We start from the raw sequence: 21,007 nt of genomic DNA, 5'->3' as shown, positions 1-21,007 counted from the left end.
CGCGCGGCGCGGATTCAGTCGTCGCGGCCCGGCACGATCGGCCTGGCCTCGCGCACGTCGCGCTCCAGCGCCTTGCGTATCAGCTCGGCCTGCTGCTCGGGCGGCAGGGTGCCGACCGCCGGCTCGGCCGGCGCGGGCTGCTCCGGCGCCGCGCCGGGCCTGGGCGGCGGCGCGGCATGCTCGGCGTGCGCTGCCACGCCGGGCGCGGCTTCCGGCGCCTGCGCCAGCCCCGCCAGCGCCGCCTGGGCCTGGGCATCGAGCACCGCCACCTGCATCGTCTTCCTCTCGGTCGCCTCGAAGTCGCGCAGCTGCCGGATCATCGTGTCGTCGAGCTTGAAGCCCGCCGCCAGCAGCAGCACGCCGTTGGCCGCGTGCAGGTCGCGCGCGAGCTGCATGCCGGGGCGCAGCTGGTCGGTGGTCACGAAACGGCCCCGGTCCGAGGCCCAGGACGGATCGTCCAGCACCGCCTCGAACAGCTCGATCAACCTGGGGTCGTAGCGCTTGCCGGCGCCGCGCGCCACCACGCCGCGCGCCTGCTCGGCCGTCGCGCGCGCGCCGGTCAGCAGGCCGAGCTGAAGCTCGTCGAAGTCCTCGCAGATCGCGATGATCCGCGCGCCCACCGGAATCTCCTCGCCCTCCAGCCCGAGCGGATAGCCGGTGCCGTCCCAGCGTTCGTGATGGGCCTTGATGAAGCTTGCCGCGTGCTTGAGTTCGGCCAGCCCCATGAGCGCCGCCGCGCCCTTGTGCGGATGGCTCTGCAAGCGCTTGCGCGCCGGCAGGTCGAGCTGGGCCCAGCTGCGGTCGAGGTCGGCGTCGGCGAGGCCGATCTTGCCGATGTCGTGCAGCAGCGCCGCGAACAGGATGTCCTGCTGGTCGCTCGGACTCAGGCCGAGCCGCGCCGCGATCGCGCGTGCCAGGTCGGCCACGCGCTTGCCGTGGCCCGCGATGGCCGGCGAGCGCAGCTCGATCAGCGTCGAGAACGACTTGACCGCGTTGACGAAGGTGGTGCGCAGATCCTTGTGCGCGAGTTCGAGAAAGGAGTTGGTCTGGGCCAGCTCGGCGGTGCGCGCGCGCACGCGGTCTTCCAGCTCGGCGTTGAGGCGCGCGAGTTCCTCCTTCTGCGTGCGCGTCAGCTCCTGCAGGCGGTCGCGCTCCTGGGCCAGCCACTTGGTCTGGAGGCCCTCGCGCACCACCAGCACCAGCTCGTTGTCGTTCCAGGGCTTGTGCACGTAGCGGCTGACCTGGCCCTGGTTGATCGCGGCGATGGTGCTCGCGGTGTCGGCATGGCCGGTGAGCAGGATGCGCACCGTCTGCGGCGCGAGGTTGCGCACCTGCTCCAGCAGCTGGGCGCCGTCCATCTCGGGCATGCGCATGTCGCTGATGACGCAGTCCACCTCGTTCTCGGCCAGGAAGGCGAGCGCCTCCGGTCCGGAGCCGGCGGTGAACAGGTCGATCTCCTCCTTGCGGAACATGCGCTTGAGCGCCGACAGGATGCCCGGCTCGTCATCCACCGCCAGCACCGAAGGGCGGCGCGAGGGCACGCCGACATCAATCTCGAACATGCCGTCCATCTCACTTCCCCATCATCGCGAGCAGCGCCCGCAACCGGCGCTCGATGCGCGGCGCGAGGCTGGACACGTCCTCGTCGGCGAGCCGCGCGAGGTCGTCGGGCAGATCGTGTCCGGCGATGCCGTCGATGCCGCCCTGGCGCCACATCCAGTTCGCATAGGCGTTGCCGAAGCGCAGCACGTCCACCAGTTGCAGCATGCCCGGCGCATTGGCGTCGTCCCACTGGCGCGTGCCGTGGTGGCCGGCCACGGCGCGGCACACGTCGGGCGGGAAGCGCCAGTGCTCGACCAGCCGCGCGCCCAGCTCCGCATGGTCGAAGCCGTAGTAGTGGTGCTCGATGCTGAGCTTGTCGATCGCGCCCTCGCGCCGCGCCTCGCTCACGACGCGGTAGCGATCGGGCCAGAGCAGCGCGATCGCCAGCTCGCCGATGTCGTGGACGATGCCGCCGAGAAAGGCGCGCGCCACCGGCAGGCCGCGCCGCAGCGCCAGGCATTCGCTGGCGGCGGCGCAGGCGAGGCTGTGCTCCCAGAAGCGCTCGACATCGAAGCCGGCCGACGGGTCGGGTTGCAGGCTTTCCATCGCGCGGCCGGCGATCAGCAGCGCGCGCGCGTTCATGAGGCCGAGCACGGTGATCGCGTCCTGCACGCTGTCCACGCGCCGGCTCATGCCGAAGAAGGGCGAGTTGGCCACGCGCAGCAGCCGCAGCATCAGCACCGGATCGGCCTCGATGCCGGCCGCCATCGAGACGACGTTGATGTTGTCGTCGGCCAGTTCGCGCATGCGCGTGACGAAGCCCGGCGACAGCGCCGGGAGCCGGTTGAGCAGCGCGAGCGCCGCTCCGACCGGATCGGCGCCGCGTTCACCGGCCGGGACCGGACCGCACTCGGCGGACCGCGCCTTGCCGCAGTCGGGATCGGAGTGGATGCAGGCGGGCGGCGTCATGCGTGCGCTCCCGGGATGGCGAGGCGGCCGCCCGGCTCGGGCAGCTGGCCGATGTCGCCCAGCACGATCATGTCGCCCTGGGCGCGCGAGAAGCCGCCGAGCCGGAAGAAGCTTGCCTCCACGGCCTCGGGCGGCGTCCAGTTCGCGGGCAGGCGCGGCGGCGGCGCATGGGCCGTGCCATCCACCACGCGCTTCCAGCGCTCGTAGGACAGGCGGGTGGCGGCGGGCAGCACCTCCTCCACCAGCGCGCCGGGAATGGCCGCCGGCCCGAGCGTCTGGCTCGCGGCCGGATTGGCCACCACGATCATTCCGCTGTCGTCCACGCCGAGCACGCCCACCGGCAGCAGATCGAACATCTCCTGCGAGATGTTGAGCAGCTCCAGGTCGCGCAGGATCTCGTCGGTCTTCTCCTCGATGCGGGTCTCGAGCGCGGTGTTGAGGCCTTCGAGCTTGCGGTTGGCGAACTCCAGCGCGTCGCGCAGGCGCTCGTTGTCGCGCTCGATCTCCAGCCGCCGGAAGGCCTCGCCGATCTGGGCGCGCAGGTGCTCGTCATTCCAGGGCTTGGTGAGGAACTTGTAGATCGCGCCCTCGTTGATCGCGTCGGTGATCGACTGCACGTCGGTATAGCCCGACAGCACCAGCCGCATCGTGCCGGGGTGCAGGTCCTTCACGCGCTTGAGGAACTCGGTGCCGCTCATCTCGGGCATGCGCTGGTCGGAGATCACCACGTCCACCGGCCGCGTCGCGAGCAGGTGGAAGGCCTCGGCCGGATCGGTCGTGGCGAGGATGGTGTAGCCGTCGCGGCGCAGCAGCCGGCGCAGCGCCGACAGGATGTTGGGCTCGTCGTCGAGCAGCAGCAGGGTGCGCGCCATCGCGGGCTCGGCGGGCTTGCCGTCGGCGCCCTCGCGCGGCGGGCGCAGCAGGCTGCCGGCAGCGGCCAGCGCGGTCGGCGCGCCGATCAGCGGACCCTGCATCACGCGGCAGCCGAGGCGTTGCAGCAGCACGCGCTGCGAGTCGCGCTCGACGCCGAGCGCGACCACCTCCAGGTCGAGCCAGCGCGCGATGCTCAGGATGGAGCGCAGCAGCGCGTTGTCGGTCGGGTCGCTCTCGATGCGCGCGATGAGGGCGGCGTCGAGCTTGAGCACGTCGACCGGAAAGCGGCGCAGGAAGCCGAGCCCGGCCTCGTCCTCGCCGAAATGGTCGAGCGCGATGCGCACGCCGGCGCGGCGCAGCGCGCGCACCTGGGCCACGAGCGGCTCGTTGTCGGCGAGGCTCGGATGGGCGAGCAGGCCGAGCTCGATCTGGTCGAGCCTCAGGCCGGCGCGCTCGATCTGCTCCTGCAGCAGGCTGCCGAAATCGGCGCGCAGCAGCAGCCGCGTGGCGATGCGCAGGCCCAGGCGCGGCAGGCCGCGCAGACCATCCATGCCCTCGGCATAGGCGCGCGTGCCCTCGCGCAGCCACCAGCCGCCGAGCAGCGTGGTGAGGCCGTGCTGGCGCGCCAGCGCCCAGGTGGCGGCGCCGCCGAGCAGGCGGCCTTCGGGGTCGGTCCAGTCGAGCTGGCTGTCGATGCACACCACGCGACCGGTGGCGGCGTCGATGCGCGGCTCGGCCAGCAGGCGGAAGCTGGTCGGCTGGGGCGTGGCGGCCGGCGGCTCGATCTCGTCGGTGAACAGCACGATGTCCTCGGTGTCGCGCTGCACCGAGCTGAGCCGCTGCGCGTCGCTCCGGAAGGCCATGCCGGTGCGCGCCTCGCGCGCCTGCGCCTCGCCGATGGCGCGGTCGTACATCGACAGGCTCTCGTGATGCTCGCCCGCGTGCTTGAGCGCCGCGAGGCTGGCGCCGAACAGCGCTGCGGCATCGGCCGCGTCGTCAGGGAAGATCGCCACGCCGGCGCGCGGATCGAGCGTGAGCCGCATCGCGCCCACGGCGATGTCGGGCCGCAGCGCATCGACGATCTGGGCCGCGATCTCGCGCGCATGCGGCACGTCGGCCAGATAGGGCGCGAGCAGCGCGAAGCGCGCCTGGGCGATGCGGCCGATGTCGAGTCCGGTCTGCTCGAAATGGCGCAGCCGGTCGGCCACCACCTCCAGCAGCGCCGCCTCGTTGAACTCGCCCAGCAGCGACAGCGCCGGGCCGAGATCGGCCGGCTCCACCACCACGAGGCAGAAGCTCGCGCCGACCGCCGCATGCTCCTCGCTGCGCCGGCGCACGATGTCGAAGAAATGGCTGCGCTTGGCGAAGCCCGTGTCCTCGTCGAGCTGGAGCGCGCGCTCCAGCAGCTCGGCTCCGCGCGCGCTCATGACGCCCTCGGCGAGGCGCCGCCCTTGATCGGCAGGCAGAGGCTGAAGCGGCTGCCCTCGCCCGGCGTGCTCTTCACGGTGATGCAGCCGCCGTGCTTGCGCACGATGCTGTAGCTGAGCGACAGCCCCAGGCCCGTGCCCTGGCCGACCGGCTTGGTGGTGAAGAACGGATCGAAGATGCGCGCGAGATGCTCGGGCGCGATGCCGCAGCCGGTGTCGGCGATGCCGATGACCGCGTCGTCGCCCTCGACGCCGGTGGTGATGGTGATGGTGCCGCGCTTGTAGTCGCCGGCCTGGACGCGGGCGCGGATCGCGTGCGCCGCGTTCACCAGCATGTTCATGAACACCTGGTTGATCTGCGAGGCGTTGCAATGCACGAGCGGCATGTCGGGCTGGAACTCGCGCTTCACGTCGGCGATGTACTTGACCTCGTTGTTGACGATGTTGAGCGTCGAGTCGAGGTTCTTGTGCAGGTCGGTCCAGACCCATTCGCCGTGATCGACATGGGAGAAATCCTTCAGGTCCTGGACGATGCGGCGCACCCGGGCGATGCCGTCGAGCGACTCCTCGATCATCGAGCCGACGTCCTCGCGCAGGAAGGGCAGGTCGATCTCCTCGGCCACGGCGGCGGCCTCGGCCGGCGTGCTCTCGTAGGCGTCGATCAGCCGCAGCAGGTCGCTCACGTAGTCGCGCAGCGTGTTGAGGTTGCTGTTGATGAAGCCGATCGGGTTGTTGATCTCGTGCGCCACGCCGGCGGCGAGCTGGCCGATCGAGGCCATCTTCTCGGACTGGAGCAGCTGCTGCTCGGCCTGGGCAAGCTTCTGCGCGAAGGCCAGACGCTCGGCCAGGTTCAGCTCGGCCACGCGCGCGGCCTGGGCGGCGGCCTGCACGGCGGCCTCGTTGTCGACGCCGACGGGGCCGGTGGCGCGCGGTTCGGCCGCGAGGGGGCCGGGCGCGAAGGCGTCGGCCGGGCGGGCGGCGGCATTGGGTTCCGGCGGCTCCCCTGCGGTGATGGCCGGCTTGTCGATCGCTTGCATGGCGACTCCGTCTGTTCTCGTGCCCGCGCGGGACTGCGGGTGCTGCGAGTCTTGACGGCAGGGTCGGCCCTGCGGTGAAGCGGCGAAGGGCGGAAAAGCGCGGACCTGCGGCGGCTGCTCATGCCTGCGGCGACGAGCGGCGCGCCGATCGGCCAAGAGTGCGGCCGACGCGGGCGCGGCGGGCAACGGCCGATGGCGCGCATGCGAGCCGCGGCGGCCGGTGGCGCGGGCGCGAAGGTCGGGCGGCCGGCCCCGGCTCAGCCGGCGCGTAGCGCGTCCACGATCTTCATGCGCGCCGCGCGCAGCGCCGGCAGGAAGCCGCCCACCGCGCCCATCAGCAGCGCGAACAGCGCGGTGCGCAGCACGATGCCCGGCGTCATGCGGAAGCCGAAGGCCATCTGCGAGAAGCTCACGAAGTTCATCGTCGAGACGGTGATGGTCTGGAGAAAGCTCGCCGCCACCAGCCCGGCCACGCCGCCGATCGCCGCGAGCAGCAGCGACTCGATCAGGAAGGCCGCGAGGATGCCGCGCCGCCGGTAGCCGAGCGCGCGCAGCGTGCCGATCTCGGCGGTGCGGGTGGCGACGGCGGCGTACATCGTGATGGCCGCGCCGATCATCGCGCCCACCGAAAAGATGGCCGACAGCACCATGCCCAGGATGGTGATGAAATCGGACAGCGATTCGCTCTGCTTCTCGTAGAAGCGGTTCTCGCGTTCGAGATCGACCTTGAGGCGCGGATCGGCGTCGAGCCGGGCCTTGAGCGGGTCGAAGGCGTCACGGCTCGCGAGCCGCGCGATCACGCTCGAATACGCATTGCGGCGGAAGCTCTGGAGCATCTGGTCGGCGTCGCCCCAGATCTCGCTGTCGAAGCCGGAGTTGCCGGCGTCGAACACGCCCACCACCGTCCACTGCCGCTGCGCGAACGACAGCGACTGGCCCAGCTCGACGCCCGCGTAACTCTTGAGTACCTGGCGGCCCACGACGATCTCGGTCGAGCCGGGGCGGAACCAGCGACCCTCGGCCAGCCGCGCCTGCGGCCGCAGCGCGATGCCGGTGGCGTCGGTGCCGCGCACGACCACGTTGGCGCGCTTGCCGCCGTCGCGCCGGAGTAGCGAGTTGAGCACCACGCATTCGCGCGCGACGAAGGGCCGGCCGGCGGCGTCGAGCGCCACCTCGGGCGCCGACTCGATCAGCGCCGCCTGGTCACGCTGGATGCCGCTCTGCACCTCGGTCTGCGAGCCCTGGCGGATCACGATGATGTTGTCGGCGCGGCCGGTGGCGACGAGCGTCTCCTTCAGCCCCGCGTCGAGCATGAGCACCGCCGCGAACACGAAGATCACGAGCGCCATGCCGCCGGCGGTGAGCGCGGTGGTCAGCTTGCGCACGCGCAGGTTGCGCGCGATGTAGTGGAGCGGGATCGGCATGGCGGCGGGGGCGGGACGGCGGATGTTTCCGCCAGTTTGACGAATTCGCCCCACTGGCCACCCGGGCGAAAGACTTCGAGCATCGGCGCAGGCGACGGACGATGCGACGCGGGTTCCGTCCTCCTTCTTCCGTGGAGAACCTCGATGACCATTCCGCTTCCTCATGCCCGGCTCCGATGCCTGCCCGCCACGCTGCTGCTGGCGCTTGCCGGCACGGGCCTGCCCCTTCGCGCCGCCGAACCCGTCCGCGCCTTTCAGCCGCCGGTGCAGCTGGCGCCGGAGCGCGTCGGCTATCACGTGAACTTCCACCTCCGCAGCGTGGCTGCCACGGCGGATGGCGACTTCCTCGCGCAGTGGACGATCAGTTCTCCGGTCAACGGCTACGACGGCCCCACCTACTCGGCCTTCCGGCGCGCGGGCGAGGGCACGACCTGGAGCCAGGCGACCTCGCCGGTCGAGGTGGTGCAGGTGCCGAATCCGGGCCTGTTCCCGACCGGCTTCGCCCGCAACGCCCCGCTCGCCTGGGCCGGATTCAGCATCAACCAGCAGGCCAGCCACAGCCGCTTCGACATCGGCACGGCCACCTGGTCGCCGCTCGAAACCACCACCTACCCGAGCTGGCCTTACAAGACCTATGCCGTGGTGAACGCCAGCGGCATGCTGGTCAGCCTGTGGGCACCCGCCGCCGCCAACACGGAACCCCGGGGCGAGCCCGACTACGGCGGCTACGCGCTCTGGGGCCGTTGCCGCGCGGCCGATGGACGCTGGTCGGGCGCCGTCGCGCTGGGCAGTCAGCGACGCAGCGCCGACGACGGCTACACCATGCTGCTCCAGCGCGCGCTCAACAACGGCAGCGTGCTGGTGGCGTGGAAGGTGAACGCCCCCGGCGGCGTGATCGTCCGGTCGGCGGTCTGGTCCCCGAACTGCCTCAGGCAGGGCTTTCGCGCCCTGCCCGATTCGCCCGTGCTGTCGGCGGTCGACCGGCTCATCTCGAGCGGCAGCGGCGCGATGCTGGCCCTGCAGGTCAATCGTGACGGCACCGGTCTGAAGGCGGTCGGCTATTCACCGACCCAGGGCTGGTTGCTGCCCGCGGCGGTGATCCAGACCGCGCCCATCGCCGCCTTCTGGGATGGCGCCATCAAGGACACCGGCAAATGGCTGCTGGCGTGGAAGAACACCGGCAGCGCCGATCAGGCCGGGCAGTGGGCCTTCGGCGGGCTGAGCACCGGCATGACGCGTCGCGGCGATCTGCCGTCGCGCGATGCGCGAGTCCAGCTCGGGTTGGCGAACCGCTATGACCAGGGGCTGCTGGTCTGGCAGGACAGCCTTCAGCCGTCGCAGGTCAAGGCCGTCAGCTATCGGCCGCTGGCAGGCGGCATGAGCGCGCCGACCATCGTCAGCAACGGCAGCACGGGGGCCTATGACGCCGACGGCACGGGCTACGCGCTGGAGATCTCGATGGCGATGGCCGAAAGCGGCGCCGCGGCGATCGTCTGGAATCGCTGGACCGCCATCGCACGCGGCGAGAACGCGGGAACGTACGCGAGCAGTCCCTGGAGCGTCGTCTGGGAGTGAGCCAAGGCCGAGCGCGTGGGTCTATCGTGCCGGCCCCCGATCGCCGCCCCTCGGTCGCCGGTCCCTCGGTCGCCGGTCCTCGGAAATGCGGCCGCCCGCAGGCGGCCGTCGGCCCCGGGCGGCACACCGCCCGGGTTCAGGCGCGAGGCGCTCAGGCGGCGATGCGACGCTCGCGCCGGCGCGCGAAGGCGACCAGGCCGAAGGCCAGGCTGCCGAGGGTGTAGACCTCGGGCTCGGGCACGGGCAGCGCCGGGATCGTGTAGCTGCTGATCAGCGTCGAGGTGGTCTGGGTCGTGGCCGGACCGGCGATGCTGCCGTTGATCGCGATGTCCAGACTGGCGATCTGCGACCTGCCGGCGCCATCGGTGGTCGCCGCGATCGAGAAGCTGAGCATGTCGCCCGAGGCGAGCGTGAAGCCGTAGCTCACGCCGGTGAGCGTGTAGGTCACGCTGCTGCTGTTCAGCAGCGTGCCCAGCGTGCTGAACGGCACATAGGGACCATCGTTGAGCGCGAACTCGAGCGTCGGCACGTAGGTGCGGGTGCGGCCGCCGAGGCCCGTGCCCGTCGCGTACTCGCCCACCAGGATGGCCGACACGTCGAGCGTGTAGCTGCCCGTGCTGTACGAGTTGACGTTGCCGACATAAAGAATGTCGGAGTAGCCCGTGGACGGCGTGGAGTACGTGGAGCTGAGGGTGTAGCTGTCGGTGGTGCTGGTGCGGTAGGTCGTGGTCGTGTCCTGCCACGTGGCCACGCTGCCGGCAACGCCCGGCTTCGGATCGGTCACGACCTGGCGCGCGGTGGTCGTGCTGCTGACCGGCGTGCTGACCACGGTCGCGTCGCGGTTGGTTTCGACGAAGGTCTGGACGTCGAGATTGGTGGTGATGACGGAGCCGGACACATCAAAGCCGGTGGCGGCGAACGACGGCGTGGCATAGGCCAGCGCCAGCGCCGTCGCCACGGTGGCGAGTCGCAGTTTCGACATGGGTTTCCTTCCTGAGAGCCCGTCTCGCGGGCTGGGTTAGAGATGAGGTGATGCGGGCAAGCCCGCTGACCAACGCTAACCAAGGCTCACTTCGCGGAAACCCGTAAGGCGATGCGAGACGTGAAGCGCGTCATCAATCCCGACGATTAGTCAAGCCGCAGCGCACAAGAACCTCCCGGCTCCCTCGGGCGGGTTACGCGGCATCGGGGTCAGTCGAGAAAGTCCTGGTACTCCTTCTGCTGATAGCCCTTGAGCGCGAGCCAAGGCAGGCGCGCGTCGGGCATGGCGGGCTGGGGCGTCACGCGGGTCACGCGGCGCAGGCTGCCGTCGTCACGGCCCGACTCGATCTCCAGCGCGATGTGCTGCGCGGTGGACCACAGCACGCGGTTGGTCCAGCCGTCGCGGCGCTCCTCGCGCCATTCGGCGCCGGCGGGCGCGGGCCGGTTGCTGCGCGGCATCGCGAGCACGACCTTCTCGGGCACGAGCGCGGCCGCGCCTTCCCACGAACCGTCGAAGCCCGACACGCTGTACTCGGCCGGCGGCACGAACACGATCTGGCGCGTCTCGGCATCGACGTAGTCGGCGCGGATGCTGCCGTCGGCATTGCGCGTGAGGTGCTGGGTCGCGGCCTCGAAGTCGAAATGCTTGTGGCCACCATGGGCCTCGCCCTCGGTCTCGTGGCCGGCGCGCACCTCGGGCAGCAGGCGCTGCATCCACACATGGCCCGGGCGGCGCACGAGCAGGTTGCGGAAGCTGCGCACCTCCGTCACGCCGGCGTGGTTGACGATGCGGCTCTCGTAGCTGATGACGGCGTCGAGCGGCGGCAGGTCGGCGGCGGGCGGAGCCGGCACGGCGGCCGGCGCGTTCAGCGCGGCAAGCTGGCGCGGCGTGTTCGCGGCGGGCGGGGGCGCGACGGGCTTGACCATGGCGCCGGCACGCGCGGGGGCGGCATCGGCCGGGCGGCCTTCGGCATGGCCGGCGGGCAGCGCGGCGCCCAGGCCGGCGGCGACGAGCGCGGCCAGGCCGGCGCGGCGGGAAAAACTGAAGCGGTAACTGGATTGCATCTTCTTGCTCCGGCGGGCGCGCGCGGCTGCCGGCGGCAGCGCGCGCGCCAATGAAAACGGCCGATCCCCCGGGGGATCGGCCTGGTTCGCTCGCGGCCGGTCAGTCCGGCCGCGTCATGCCGGCATCACAGGCCGCCGGCGCTCTTCACGAGCGTGAACACCCTGGTGTTGTCGATCGTGCCCTTGAAGCTCTTGCTGCCGGCGCCGGTCGAGTACAGCTGCACGTCGCCGCCGCCGTGGGTTTCCGAGCCGGGCGCGCCGCGACGGATCACGACTTCCTGCAGGTAGTCCTTGCCCTGCACCGTCTCGCTGTCGAGCGTGGCGCGCACGTCGGGGCGGTTGCTGCCGCCGCCGAACACGAGCGTCGTGTACGGCAGGCCGTCGGCGTCGAGGCTGTTGCGGCCGGTGGCGTAGTTGACGTTCAGGCCGAGGATGGGCGTGCCCTTCTTGCCGTAGCCGTTGAAGGCCATCGTGTGGTCGTGGTCGGCCGTCACGACGATGAGCGTGTTGCTCAGATCGACCTTGCCCAGCGCTGCCTTGATCGCGTCGTCGAAGGCGACGGTGTCGGTTACGGCGCGATAGGCGTTGGTGCCGTGCAGCGCGTGGTCGATGCGGCCGCCCTCCACCATCAGGAAGTAGCCGTTCGAGTTCTTCGACAGGATGTCGATGGCCTTGACGGTCATCTCGGCCAGGCTCGGTTCCTTGGTCGGATCGCGGTCGGCTTCGTAGCTCATGTGGCCTTGCGACAGCGCTTGGTCGAACAGCGCGATCACCTTGGTGCCGGCGGCAGTCGGCAGCGCGTTGAACGAGGTCAGGTCGCTGGCGTAGCTGTAGCCCTTGGCCTGGAGTTCGGCCACGAGGTCGCGGCCATCCGGACGGCCCTTGGGCGTGGTGGCCGCGTTGTAGGGGCGCCAGTAGCTGCTGATGCCGCCCATGAGCACGTCCACGCCGTTGCCGAGGCGGGCGTTGAAGCCCGCGCCGCCCGGTACCGCCTGGCGCGCGATCTCGTACTCGGTGTCGCGGTGGCAGATGTGGGCGTAGGTGGCGGCCGGCGTCGCATGCGTGAGACGCGCGGTGGTGACGGCACCGGTCGCCTTGCCCTTGGCGATCGCGTACTCGATCAGCGTGGTGACGGCGGCGCCGTTGGTGGGCAGACAGTTGTTGACCGCGTTGGACACGCCCGTGACCGGGTCCTTGCCCGGCGCGACGGCAACGGTGTCGCCGTTCATGCCGAGCACTTCGTTGCGCTGCTTCACGCCGGTCATGTAGGCGGCCATCGACGGGGCGCTGTCGGTGGTCTGGGCGTCGAGCGAATAAGTCTTGACGCGCGCCGTGTAGGGCAGCGTGTCCATCGTCAGCGAGCCGGCCTCGCCATACTTGTAGATGCGCGCGGCGGTCTTGGGCACCGGGCCCATCCCGTCGCCGAGGAAGAAGATGATGTTCTTCGCTTCACCGGCGGCATGGGCCGGCAGCGCGGCGCCGGCGGCGGTCGCGGCCAGCGCGACGGCGGCGGCGACGCGCGCGAGGCGCGGCTTTGCAAGCGTTTGCATGACGGCCGGGCGCGCCGCGGCCTGGATGTTGTCGAGTTTCATGATCGTGACTCCGTGGCGTTCGGTGTTCAGAGGCCGGCGGCCTTCTTGACGAGGGAGAACACGGCCGTGTTGTCGAGCGTGCCGTGGAACTGGTCGGCGCCCGTGCCCATCGCGCCGAGGAAGACGTCGCCGCCACCGTGGGTCTCGCTGCCGGCGGGCATGCGCACGGCGGCTTCCTGGTGGTAGTTCTTGTCGAACACGGTGGCGTCGGTCAGGTCGGTCATCGTCGAGCGATTGGCCTGGACGCGGTTCTCGCCGTTGCCGAACACGAGCGTCGTGAAAGGCTTGCCGTCGGCGTCCTTCGCGGGCGTGGACGGATCGGTGTAGGGCTTGAGCAGGCCGAGGATGCCGGGGCTGCTGTCGGTGGTCTTGCCGGTGCGCGCGGCGTAGCCGTTCATCACCATCGTGTGATCGTGGTCGGCCGTCACGACGATGATCGTGTTCTTCAGCTCGGGGTCGATGGTCTTCATCTTGGCGATCGCGGTCGTGATCGCCTCGTCGAAGGCCTTGGCGTCCTGCAGCGCCTTGCGCGCGAGCGTCGGATGCAGCGCCTGGTCGATGCGGCCGCCTTCCACCATCAGGAAGAAGCCCTTCCTGTTCTTGCTCGCGATGTCGATGGCCTTGGTGGTCATCTGCGCGAGGCTCGGCTCGACCGTGGGATCGCGGTCGATGTCGAAGTTCATGTGGCCCTTGGTGAACAGGCCGAGCAGCTTGGTGCCCGAGGCCGTCGGCGCGGCGTTGAGGCCGGCGAGGTCGTTCACGTAGGTGTAGCCCTTGGCCTTGAGTTCGGCCGTCAGGTCGCGCGAGTCGCTGCGCGACGAACCCTTGGCATCGCCCTTGGCGAGAAAGTGCTGCCAGCCGCCGCCGAGCACCACGTCCACGCCGTCTGCCAGCTTGCTGTTGAAGCCGGTGCCGCCGGGCACGAGCTGGGCCGCGATGCTGTTCTCGCCGTCGCGGTGGCAGATGTGCGAGTAGGTGGCGGCCGGCGTGGCATGCGTGACGCGCGTGGTCGTGACCACCGCGGTCGCGCGGCCGGCGGCCTTGGCGAGTTCGAGCAGCGTGGTGACGGGCGTGCCATTGCCGGTGGCCGGGCAGGTCGAGTCGGCGCCGCTGATGTAGGGATTGCCGCTGGCGTCGAGGGCCTGGGTGTCGCTCGACATCGAGACGACTTCGTTGTTCATCTTCACGCCGGTCATGTAGGCCGACATCGACGGGGCGCTGTCGGTCACCTGAGCGTCGTTGGAGAAGGTCTTGATGAAGGCCGTCTCGGGAAAGCTGTCGATCGCGAGATCACCGTCCTCGCCGACGGCGTAGATGCGCGCGGCGGTCATCGGGACGATGCCGTAGCCGTCACCGAGAAAGAAGAGGACGTTCTTGGGCGCGGGCTCGCTGTTGTTGTCGCTCGCGCAGCCGGCAAGCGCGATGGCACCGGCCACCAGCGCCGACATCAGGCGGATTTTCATGGGGAGTGCTCCGTGTAGGGACGGCGCACTCTCCTGCGGACGTGTGACGACGCGGTGACTCGCCATCCGTCACCGCCGGAATGGCTTGCACGGCGGAATTTCGTTGTGTTTTCGCCGACGTTGCCGGGAGTTGAGACTTCAATCTGCTTTCAGCGCGGCGGGCGGCACGTCGCTCACGAGATCGACGATGCGCGCACCGGCCACGTCGGCGTCGTCGAGGGTGGCCCGCGCGATCACGGCCCAGTTCAGCACCGCGTAGCCGAAGTCGGTCTTGCCGGCCGGGCGGTCGGTGCCGACATCGCCGCCGAGGCTGGCGCCGCGCAGGCTCGCGCCCCAGAGCACCGCGCCGCGCAGCAGCGCGCCGGCGAGTTCGGCGCCGCCGAGCCGGGCGCCGGTCAGGCAGGCGCCGGTGAGGTCGGTCTGGCGCAGGTCGGCGCGCACGAGCACCGCGCCCTCCAGCCGCGCGTGGCGCAGCGAACGGTCGCGCAGCGAGGCGCGCTGCACGCGGTCCTGGGCGGCGTCCCAGGCGGCGGCGTCCTTCCACTGGTCGCGGCGCAGCTCGGCGAGCGCGAGCGGATCGGGCGCCTGCGCGAACACCGGCTGCTCGCGCAGGTCGATGCGGCGCGCGCCTTCGAGCACGTCGCAGGACAGCACCGACCAGCCCTGGCGCTGGCACCAGGCGGCACGGGCGCGGTCGGGGTCGTAGCGCTCGGGATCACGATAGCGGCGCGCCTGCTCGACCTCGAACTCCCGCGCGCGCGGGCAGTTGGGCGAGGCCAGCCCGCCGGGTGCAAGCGTTTGCAGGACCGGCGGATGCCAGAGGTGACGCGCGAGCCAGCCGGGCCAGCTCGCCATCAGCTCGCCCTCGGTCACGATGGCCTGGGGCAGCAGCAGCTGCAGCGTGACGATGCCCGCGAGCACCACGCCGCCGCAGGGCAGATCGGCGCGCCAGAAGAAGATCCACGGCGCGAGCAGCAGCGCGCCGATCGCCGCCGCGAACACCAGCGCGGGCAACTGCGACGCCCAGCCGCCGAACACCGGCGTGAAGCGCAGCAGCGCGGCGGTGATGCCGAGCCAGAGCAGCGTCGGCAGCAGCCGCGCGCACAGGCCGGCAAAGCCGGCGCTGCCGAGCGGCCGCAGCAGCGCGAGGCCGAGCGCGACGGCGACCGTGATGGCGCCCGCGCGCAGGCAGCGGTAGTCGCCGCCGAACAGCACGAGCGCGAGGCCCGCCACCAGCAGCCCCCAGGCGATCCAGCCCATCACGCCCAGCCTCAGCTTCGAGAACAGCTCGCGCCACCAGCCGGTCCAGCGATCGCCGCGATCCATGATCACCGGCCACAGCGCGATCACGAGCAGCACGTCGAGCCAGAGCGCGGTGCGCTGCGCGGTCGTCACCACCGGCGACTGGTAGCCCAGGAAGCGGATCAGCATCGCGAACAGCGCCACCGCCGGCAGCACGAGCACGGTGATGGCCACGACATGCGCGGTGAGGTTGCGCATCAGCGGCGTCATGTCGCCGGCCAGCATGTAGCTGTAGGGGAAGACATGCAGCCGGTCGCGCAGGCCGCCGGGGTCGCGGTGGCGCGGGCCGGCCGCCGCGTCGAAGGCGTAGAGCTTGCGCGACAGCAGCTGGAGCTGGATCAGCAGGTTGAAGTGCATCAGCACCAGCAGCCACGGCGACAGCGCGTAGAACGCGACGATCGGCACCTCCATGTCCACCACGGGCAGGCGCACGTTGCGGCCGACGAGCAGATGCAGGTCGGTCGTGCCGAGCACCACCAGCAGCAGGTAGGCGCACACGGCCATGAAGGTGAAGTGCAGCACCGCGACGCTCTGCGAGGCGCTGTTGGCGCTTTCGAGCAGGGCGCGCGCGACTTCGGGCTGGGCCGCCTCGGTCGTGGCCCGGGCAGGCGCCGCGGACGCGGGCGGCGACGCGGTGACGGGCGCCGGATGCGCGGCAGATGCCGGCGACTCGGGTGCGACGGGCGGGGTGACGGGATCGGACATCGCGGCGGCCTCCGGCGGCGGGCGGGAGCCGCACTGTCCCGCCGCGTGCGATATGTCACAAGACCGGGGCAATTCGTCCGGCCGGCGCGCCTCAGCTCGTCGCGACGCCGAACAGCGCGCCCACGCCCCAGGTGACGAGCGCCGCGAGGCCGGCCACCAGCACCTGACGCGTGCCCGAATACAGCAGCGTGCGGCCGTTGAACAACGAGGTGACGGCACCCATGCCGAACAGCGCCAGCGCCGTGAGCGCGACGCTCGCGGCGATCGCCTTCGGGCCGCCGGCAAAGATGAAGGGCAGGATCGGCACCAGCGCGCCGGCCGCGAACAGGCCGAAGCTGATGGCCGCCGCGCTCACCGGATTGCCGCCCAGCTCGGCCGGGTCGATGCCGAGCTCCTCGCGCGCCAGGGTTTCGAGCGCGGCGTCCTTGTCGGCCATGATCTGCGCCGCCACGCGCTCGGCGTCGTGCCGCGCGATGCCCTTGGCCTGGTAGATGAGCGCGAGCTCGCGCTGCTCGGCATGCGGCGTGTTGGCGATCTCCTCGGCCTCCTTCGCCATCTGCGACTGCGCGGCCTCGCGCGCATTGAGCACCGACAGCCATTCGCCGAGCGCCATCGAGCAGGCGCCCGCCACCAGACCGGCCACGCCCGTCAGCAGCAGCGTGCGGCCGTCGGCGCCCGCGCCCGCGACGCCCATCGCGAGGCAGAAGTTGGAGACGAGGCCGTCATTGGCGCCGAGTACCGCCGCGCGCAGATCGTTGCCCGAGGCGCCGCGATGCCAGCGCTCGGCGCGCACGATCTCCTCGCCGGTCATGCCGCGCGCGCTCGGCGACGCGGCCGGCAGATGCGCCACGTCGGGCGCGAGCTCGCCGCGCGCGATCGCCACCGCGCGCATGTCGCCGCGCCCGGCCGCGTGCAGCACCGAGGCGTGCTGCTGCTCCTCGGCCGACAGGCCGGCGGCCACGGCGTCGGGCTGGTTCGCGTACTTGTTGCGGTCGGCGTATTCGGCCGCCGCGAGCGAGGGCAGCACGAAGCCGACGCCGAACCAGCGCGCGAGCCGGCCCGTCACCCGCACCCGCCACGAAGGCACATGCGGCGCCACCTTCTCGCCGGCCGCCTCCAGCCGACGTACCCAGAAATCGGCGTGGGCGCGCTCGGCCCGGGCCAGCTCGCGGAAGACCTCGGCGCGCTCGGGATGCGGCTCGACGCCCGCGAGCGCGTCGTAGAGCGCGGCGGAGTCGAGCTCGTCGCCCAGGTTGGCGCGCCAGCGCCCGCGATCGGCGAAGGAGGCGGGCGGCGTGGCGGCCGCCCGGGGAGGCGTAAGGGGCGGAGCGCCGTCGGCGGCGGCGTCAGCGGCGATCGGCGGACCGTCGGCCGCCGTGGCGGCGAGCTTGTTGTCGGAAGAGGAGGTCATGGCAATCCCAGCGTGATGTAGGCGGCGCGTTCGCCGCCGGGCGCGAAACCGAGCGCGAAATAAACCGGTCCGAGCGGGCTGTCCACCGCGACGAAGGGCGCGAGCGACTTGCGCAGCCCGCTGTCGTCGCCGATCGGCGCATGGCGCATGCGGCCCGCTTCCAGCGCCATGCCGGCCCAGGCGCCGCGCAGCAGCGGAATCTCCAGCACCCGGTCGGCCCAGGTGATCGCGGCCGTCTCGTAGGCCGCGCCGTAGAAGCGGTCCGGCCCCCAGGCCGACAGGTTCATGAAGCCGCCGAGCCGGAACTGCGACGCGAAGGGCAGCGGATCGGGCCCCAGCTTGCCGCCCGCGCGCAGCCGCAGCGAGAAGGCATGGCTGCTGACCGAGGCGGTGGACAGCGTCTCGGCCTCCCAGCGGTTGAAGTCGGTCTCGTCGCCGAGCGCGCGCCGGGCGCTGAACAGCGTCAGGTTCGCGGCCTGGCCCGACGACGGGAACTGGCGGTTGTCGAGCGTGTCGGCGCGCAGCTGCAATCTCAGCCCGCCGACATGGCCGGCAACGCTGCGCGGCACGCCCGGAAACTGACCGGTATCGAGCGTGTAGCGCTGCACGCCGGTCACGAAGCCGAGGCGTGCCTGCACCGCCGGCGTCGCGTCCACGCCCAGGTCCAGCCCCGCCAGCCGCTCGCTCACGCTGTAGCGGAACAGCCGGGTGTCGTTCATGTAGATGACCAGCGGCCGCAGCGAGGCCTCGACGCGCGGCGCGATGAACCAGCGCCGGTCCAGGTCCAGCGGCTGGAACCATTCCGATTGCAGCAGGTTGTGACGGCCGAGCTGGGCGTCGTTGCGCCATTCGGCGCCATAGCTGTTGAGCCAGGTGCGGCGATAGCTCGCAAGCAGGTTGAACGACGAATCGGTCGAGAAATCGCTCTGTAGGCCGAGGCCGAAGCGCAGGTAGTCCGGCCCCCAGCTCTTCTCGCTCACGTCATAGGTCACGACCGGCCCGGCCGCGCCCGGCTCGACCTTGAAGCCGACGCGCTCGAAATCGCCCCAGCCGTACAGCCGGCGCAGGTCGGCATCCATCACCTGCTGGTCGAAGGGCTGGCCGACGCGGGTGCCGACGGCGCGCAGCAGCACCTCGGGGTTGACGCGCTCGGTGCCTTCCACCCGCACCTCGGCCACCGGCTCGGCACGGTTGCTGGGCGCCGAGGCGCGCACGGCCGCGAAGCGCGCGCGCCAGCCGGCCCAGGCGCCGGCATCGAGCGCCAGCGCCGACAGCCGCGCCGCCTGCTCGCGCGCCGCCGCCTCGCCGATCGCGACCGCCCTGGCCGCGCCGGTGAAGTCGCCGGCCGAGAAGCCGCCCAGCGCCGGCGAGATCAGCACGTCGCGCGGCGTCAGCTCGGCCAGCGAGGCGCGCACGTTCTGCTCGGTGAGGATGTTGATCATCTGGCCCGACACGTCGAGCACCGAGTTGATCTGCTCGCGCGTCATGAGCGGCGTGCCGAGGTTGACCGCGATGACCACGTCGGCGCCCATCTCGCGCGCCACGTCCACCGGCAGGTTGCGCACGAGGCCACCGTCCACCAGCTCGCGGCCGTCGATCTCGACCGGCGCCACCACGCCGGGCACCGACATGCTGGCGCGCATCACGTTCGGCACGTCGCCCTTGTCGAACACCACCATCTTTCCGGACTCGATGTCGGTGGCGATCGCGCGGAACGGGATCGGCATGCGGTCGAAGCGGCTCACACCGCCGCTGTGCACCAGCCGGCGCAGCACCGCCTCCAGCGCCGTGCCCGACACCACGCCCTTGGGCAGGCGCAGGCCGCGCTCGACATCCACGCCCAGCTCGGGGCCGAAGAACATGCGCGCGTCGTCGGCCTTGCGCCGCATCGAGCGCTCGGGGCGCGGCGGATCGTCGGTGAACAGCGCCTCGGTCGTGAGGCTGCCGAGCCGCGCCTCCATCTCGGCCACCGTCGTGCCCGACGCATACGCGCCGCCAACGATGGCGCCCATGCTCGTCCCGGCGATGCAGTCCACGGGCACGCGCAATTCCTCCAGCACCTTCAGCACGCCCACATGCGCCGCGCCGCGCGCGCCGCCGCCCGACAGCACGAGGCAGATGCGCGGACGCTCGGGCGCGTCGGCCGCCGCCTGCGCGCGAACGGGCGCGATTCCGCCAGGCAACAAGGCCATCAAGGAAACCGCAAGTCGGCCGAAAGCCTGGGAAGTCGAGCAGCGAAGCGTCATGGGAGCGGGTGGCGAAGCGAGGGTGAAAGCTTCTCAGACTTGCCGCGACCCATCCCCGACCGCTGCTCCGCTCGTCGTCGCCGGCTGCCGCCGGCGCCGGTCCGCTGAGGGTCATGCGAAAGCTTGTCTAGGAATTTCTAGTCAAATGACCTAGTATTTACGTGGCGCTTTTCTTACTTATTTTTAGCAACCGTGAGCTAGTTCACGCTTTTCATGCGGCGAACCGAGGCTCGACCCACGGGAGTCACGCATGTCGGCAACTGCCCCGTCCGCCAAGGCCTCGAACAACCGCATCGACTGGATCGACAACGCGCGCGGCCTGTGCGTGCTGCTCATCGTCGTGCTGCATGTCAGCCTCCAGATGTGGCAGTACGGACTGCCGCCGGGTCCAGTCGGCACCCTCATGAGCTTCGCGGAGACGATGCGGCTGCCGGGCTTGTTCCTGATCTCGGGCCTGCTGCTCGGTCCGGTCATCGACCGGCCGTGGCGCCACTACCTCGACAAGAAACTGGTTCACTTCTGGTACTTCTTCTTCCTGTGGTGCGCGATCGAGTACCTGCTGCTCGGCGAATGGCGCGACGGGCCGTCGGGCCTGCGCGCGGTGGGCGCCTTCTTCGCCCATGCGTTCACGGATCCGGGGCCGCTGTGGTTCATCCTGATGCTGCCGGTGTTCTACGTGCTGGCGAAGCTAATGAATGGCGCGAGCACGCCGGCCATCCTCATCGGCGCGACCGCGATCAACCTGGCCGATCCGCAATCGGGCGTGCTGTTCATCGACGCGACCGCCGAGCGCTTCGTGTTCTTCGCGATCGGCTGGCTGCTCGCGGGCCGCATCGGCACCCTTGCCCAGGCCGCAGGGCGGCGGCCCCTGATCGCGCTGGCGGGCATCGCCGCCTGGGCGGCGGTGAATGCCTGGGCCACGCTCAAGGCGCCGGGCTATGCCGAGATGTCGCCGGTGCACCTGCTGCTGAGCCTGGGTGGCGCGCTGGTGGCCGTGACCGTCGCGGCGCTGACGGCACGGTTCGCGCTGTTCGGCTGGCTGGCCTACTGCGGGCGCAACTCCATCGTCGTGTATCTCGCGCATTCGCTGCCGATCCACTTCCTGCTGCTGGCCTGGGACCGTGCCGGCCTCGCGCTGCCGCCGCTCGCGCTGGTGGGCGGCGTGACGCTGCTGTCGATCGGCGCGAGTTTCGCGCTGGAGCGCATCACGCGTCCGACGCCGCTGCGCTGGCTGTTCAAGCGCCCGGCCTGGGCCGGCCTGGGGCCGTCGCGCCGGACCTCGCGCGAGGTGGTCAGCCGATCGACCTCCTGCTGAGCGCCGGACCGCCACCAGACCGGCGCCGGCGTACCGCCTGAACCGCGCTCCGTGCCGCCCCCGCCGGGCCAGGCTGCCAG

Annotated in this window: 14 protein-coding genes; 2 read left to right on the top strand and 12 right to left on the bottom strand. The window is 71.2% G+C overall.

Going from position 1 to position 21,007, the window contains the following annotated elements:
• Positions 1–14 precede the first annotated feature (14 nt).
• From nosR to H566_RS0115405, 5 genes are all read right to left on the bottom strand, one after another.
• Positions 15–1,562, bottom strand: a complete 1,548-nt coding sequence (gene nosR, locus H566_RS25580; protein WP_211238099.1) for a response regulator c-di-GMP phosphodiesterase, NosR family — start codon at positions 1,560–1,562, stop codon at positions 15–17.
• Positions 1,563–1,572: 10 nt separating this feature from the next.
• On the bottom strand, positions 1,573–2,511 hold the full coding sequence (locus H566_RS0115420; RefSeq protein ID WP_028312136.1) for an HDOD domain-containing protein: 939 nt from the start codon (positions 2,509–2,511) through the stop codon (positions 1,573–1,575).
• Positions 2,508–4,811 carry an EAL domain-containing protein gene (locus H566_RS27610; protein WP_051378831.1) on the bottom strand — a complete coding sequence of 768 codons (2,304 nt, stop codon included), beginning with the start codon at positions 4,809–4,811 and terminating at the stop codon, positions 2,508–2,510. Before H566_RS27610 ends, H566_RS0115420 begins: the two co-directional genes overlap by 4 nt.
• Positions 4,808–5,848 carry an ATP-binding protein gene (locus H566_RS25570; protein WP_051378830.1) on the bottom strand — a complete coding sequence of 347 codons (1,041 nt, stop codon included), beginning with the start codon at positions 5,846–5,848 and terminating at the stop codon, positions 4,808–4,810. The genes H566_RS27610 and H566_RS25570 overlap by 4 nt, the downstream gene beginning before the upstream one ends.
• Positions 5,849–6,105: 257 nt before the next feature.
• Positions 6,106–7,272: an ABC transporter permease gene (locus tag H566_RS0115405; protein ID WP_028312135.1), complete on the bottom strand. Its 1,167-nt coding sequence runs from the start codon at positions 7,270–7,272 to the stop codon at positions 6,106–6,108.
• A gap of 144 nt (positions 7,273–7,416) precedes the next feature.
• Between H566_RS0115405 and H566_RS0115400 the strand changes: the two genes are divergently transcribed.
• Positions 7,417–8,847 (top strand): hypothetical protein, encoded by a 1,431-nt coding sequence (locus H566_RS0115400; protein WP_028312134.1) that lies wholly within the window; start codon positions 7,417–7,419, stop codon positions 8,845–8,847.
• Positions 8,848–8,998: 151 nt separating this feature from the next.
• On the opposite strand, the gene H566_RS0115395 is transcribed toward H566_RS0115400, so the two are convergent.
• The 7 genes from H566_RS0115395 to H566_RS0115365 all read right to left on the bottom strand — a co-directional run bounded on the left by H566_RS0115395 (position 8,999) and on the right by H566_RS0115365 (position 19,558).
• A complete protein-coding gene (locus tag H566_RS0115395; protein WP_028312133.1) occupies positions 8,999–9,829 on the bottom strand; it encodes a PEP-CTERM sorting domain-containing protein in 831 nt (276 codons plus the stop codon).
• 209 nt (positions 9,830–10,038) lie between these two features.
• A complete protein-coding gene (locus H566_RS25565) occupies positions 10,039–10,893 on the bottom strand; it encodes a hypothetical protein (protein WP_156924454.1) in 855 nt (284 codons plus the stop codon).
• Positions 10,894–11,018: 125 nt separating this feature from the next.
• Complete coding sequence (locus tag H566_RS0115385; RefSeq protein WP_028312132.1) at positions 11,019–12,443, bottom strand: alkaline phosphatase; 1,425 nt, start codon at positions 12,441–12,443, stop codon at positions 11,019–11,021.
• Between the two features lie 68 nt (positions 12,444–12,511).
• Positions 12,512–13,948 (bottom strand): alkaline phosphatase, encoded by a 1,437-nt coding sequence (locus H566_RS0115380; RefSeq protein WP_028312131.1) that lies wholly within the window; start codon positions 13,946–13,948, stop codon positions 12,512–12,514.
• Between the two features lie 138 nt (positions 13,949–14,086).
• Positions 14,087–15,955, bottom strand: coding sequence for a pentapeptide repeat-containing protein (locus H566_RS29715; protein ID WP_028312130.1), 1,869 nt, complete (start codon positions 15,953–15,955; stop codon positions 14,087–14,089).
• Positions 15,956–16,046: 91 nt separating this feature from the next.
• Complete coding sequence (locus H566_RS0115370) at positions 16,047–17,366, bottom strand: VIT1/CCC1 transporter family protein (RefSeq protein WP_084545156.1); 1,320 nt, start codon at positions 17,364–17,366, stop codon at positions 16,047–16,049.
• Complete coding sequence (locus H566_RS0115365) at positions 17,363–19,558, bottom strand: patatin-like phospholipase family protein (RefSeq protein ID WP_051378828.1); 2,196 nt, start codon at positions 19,556–19,558, stop codon at positions 17,363–17,365. The genes H566_RS0115370 and H566_RS0115365 overlap by 4 nt, the downstream gene beginning before the upstream one ends.
• A gap of 304 nt (positions 19,559–19,862) precedes the next feature.
• Here H566_RS0115365 and H566_RS0115360 point away from each other — a divergent pair, with 304 nt between their 5' ends.
• Entirely contained in the window at positions 19,863–20,927 is a 1,065-nt protein-coding gene (locus H566_RS0115360) for an acyltransferase family protein (protein ID WP_028312127.1), read from the top strand.
• Positions 20,928–21,007: the final 80 nt, after the last annotated feature.

It is taken from the genome of Derxia gummosa DSM 723, from assembly GCF_000482785.1.
Classification (GTDB): domain Bacteria; phylum Pseudomonadota; class Gammaproteobacteria; order Burkholderiales; family Burkholderiaceae_E; genus Derxia; species Derxia gummosa.
Note: the sequence above shows the minus strand (reverse complement) of the source record. Positions and strands in the feature narration are given on the sequence as shown.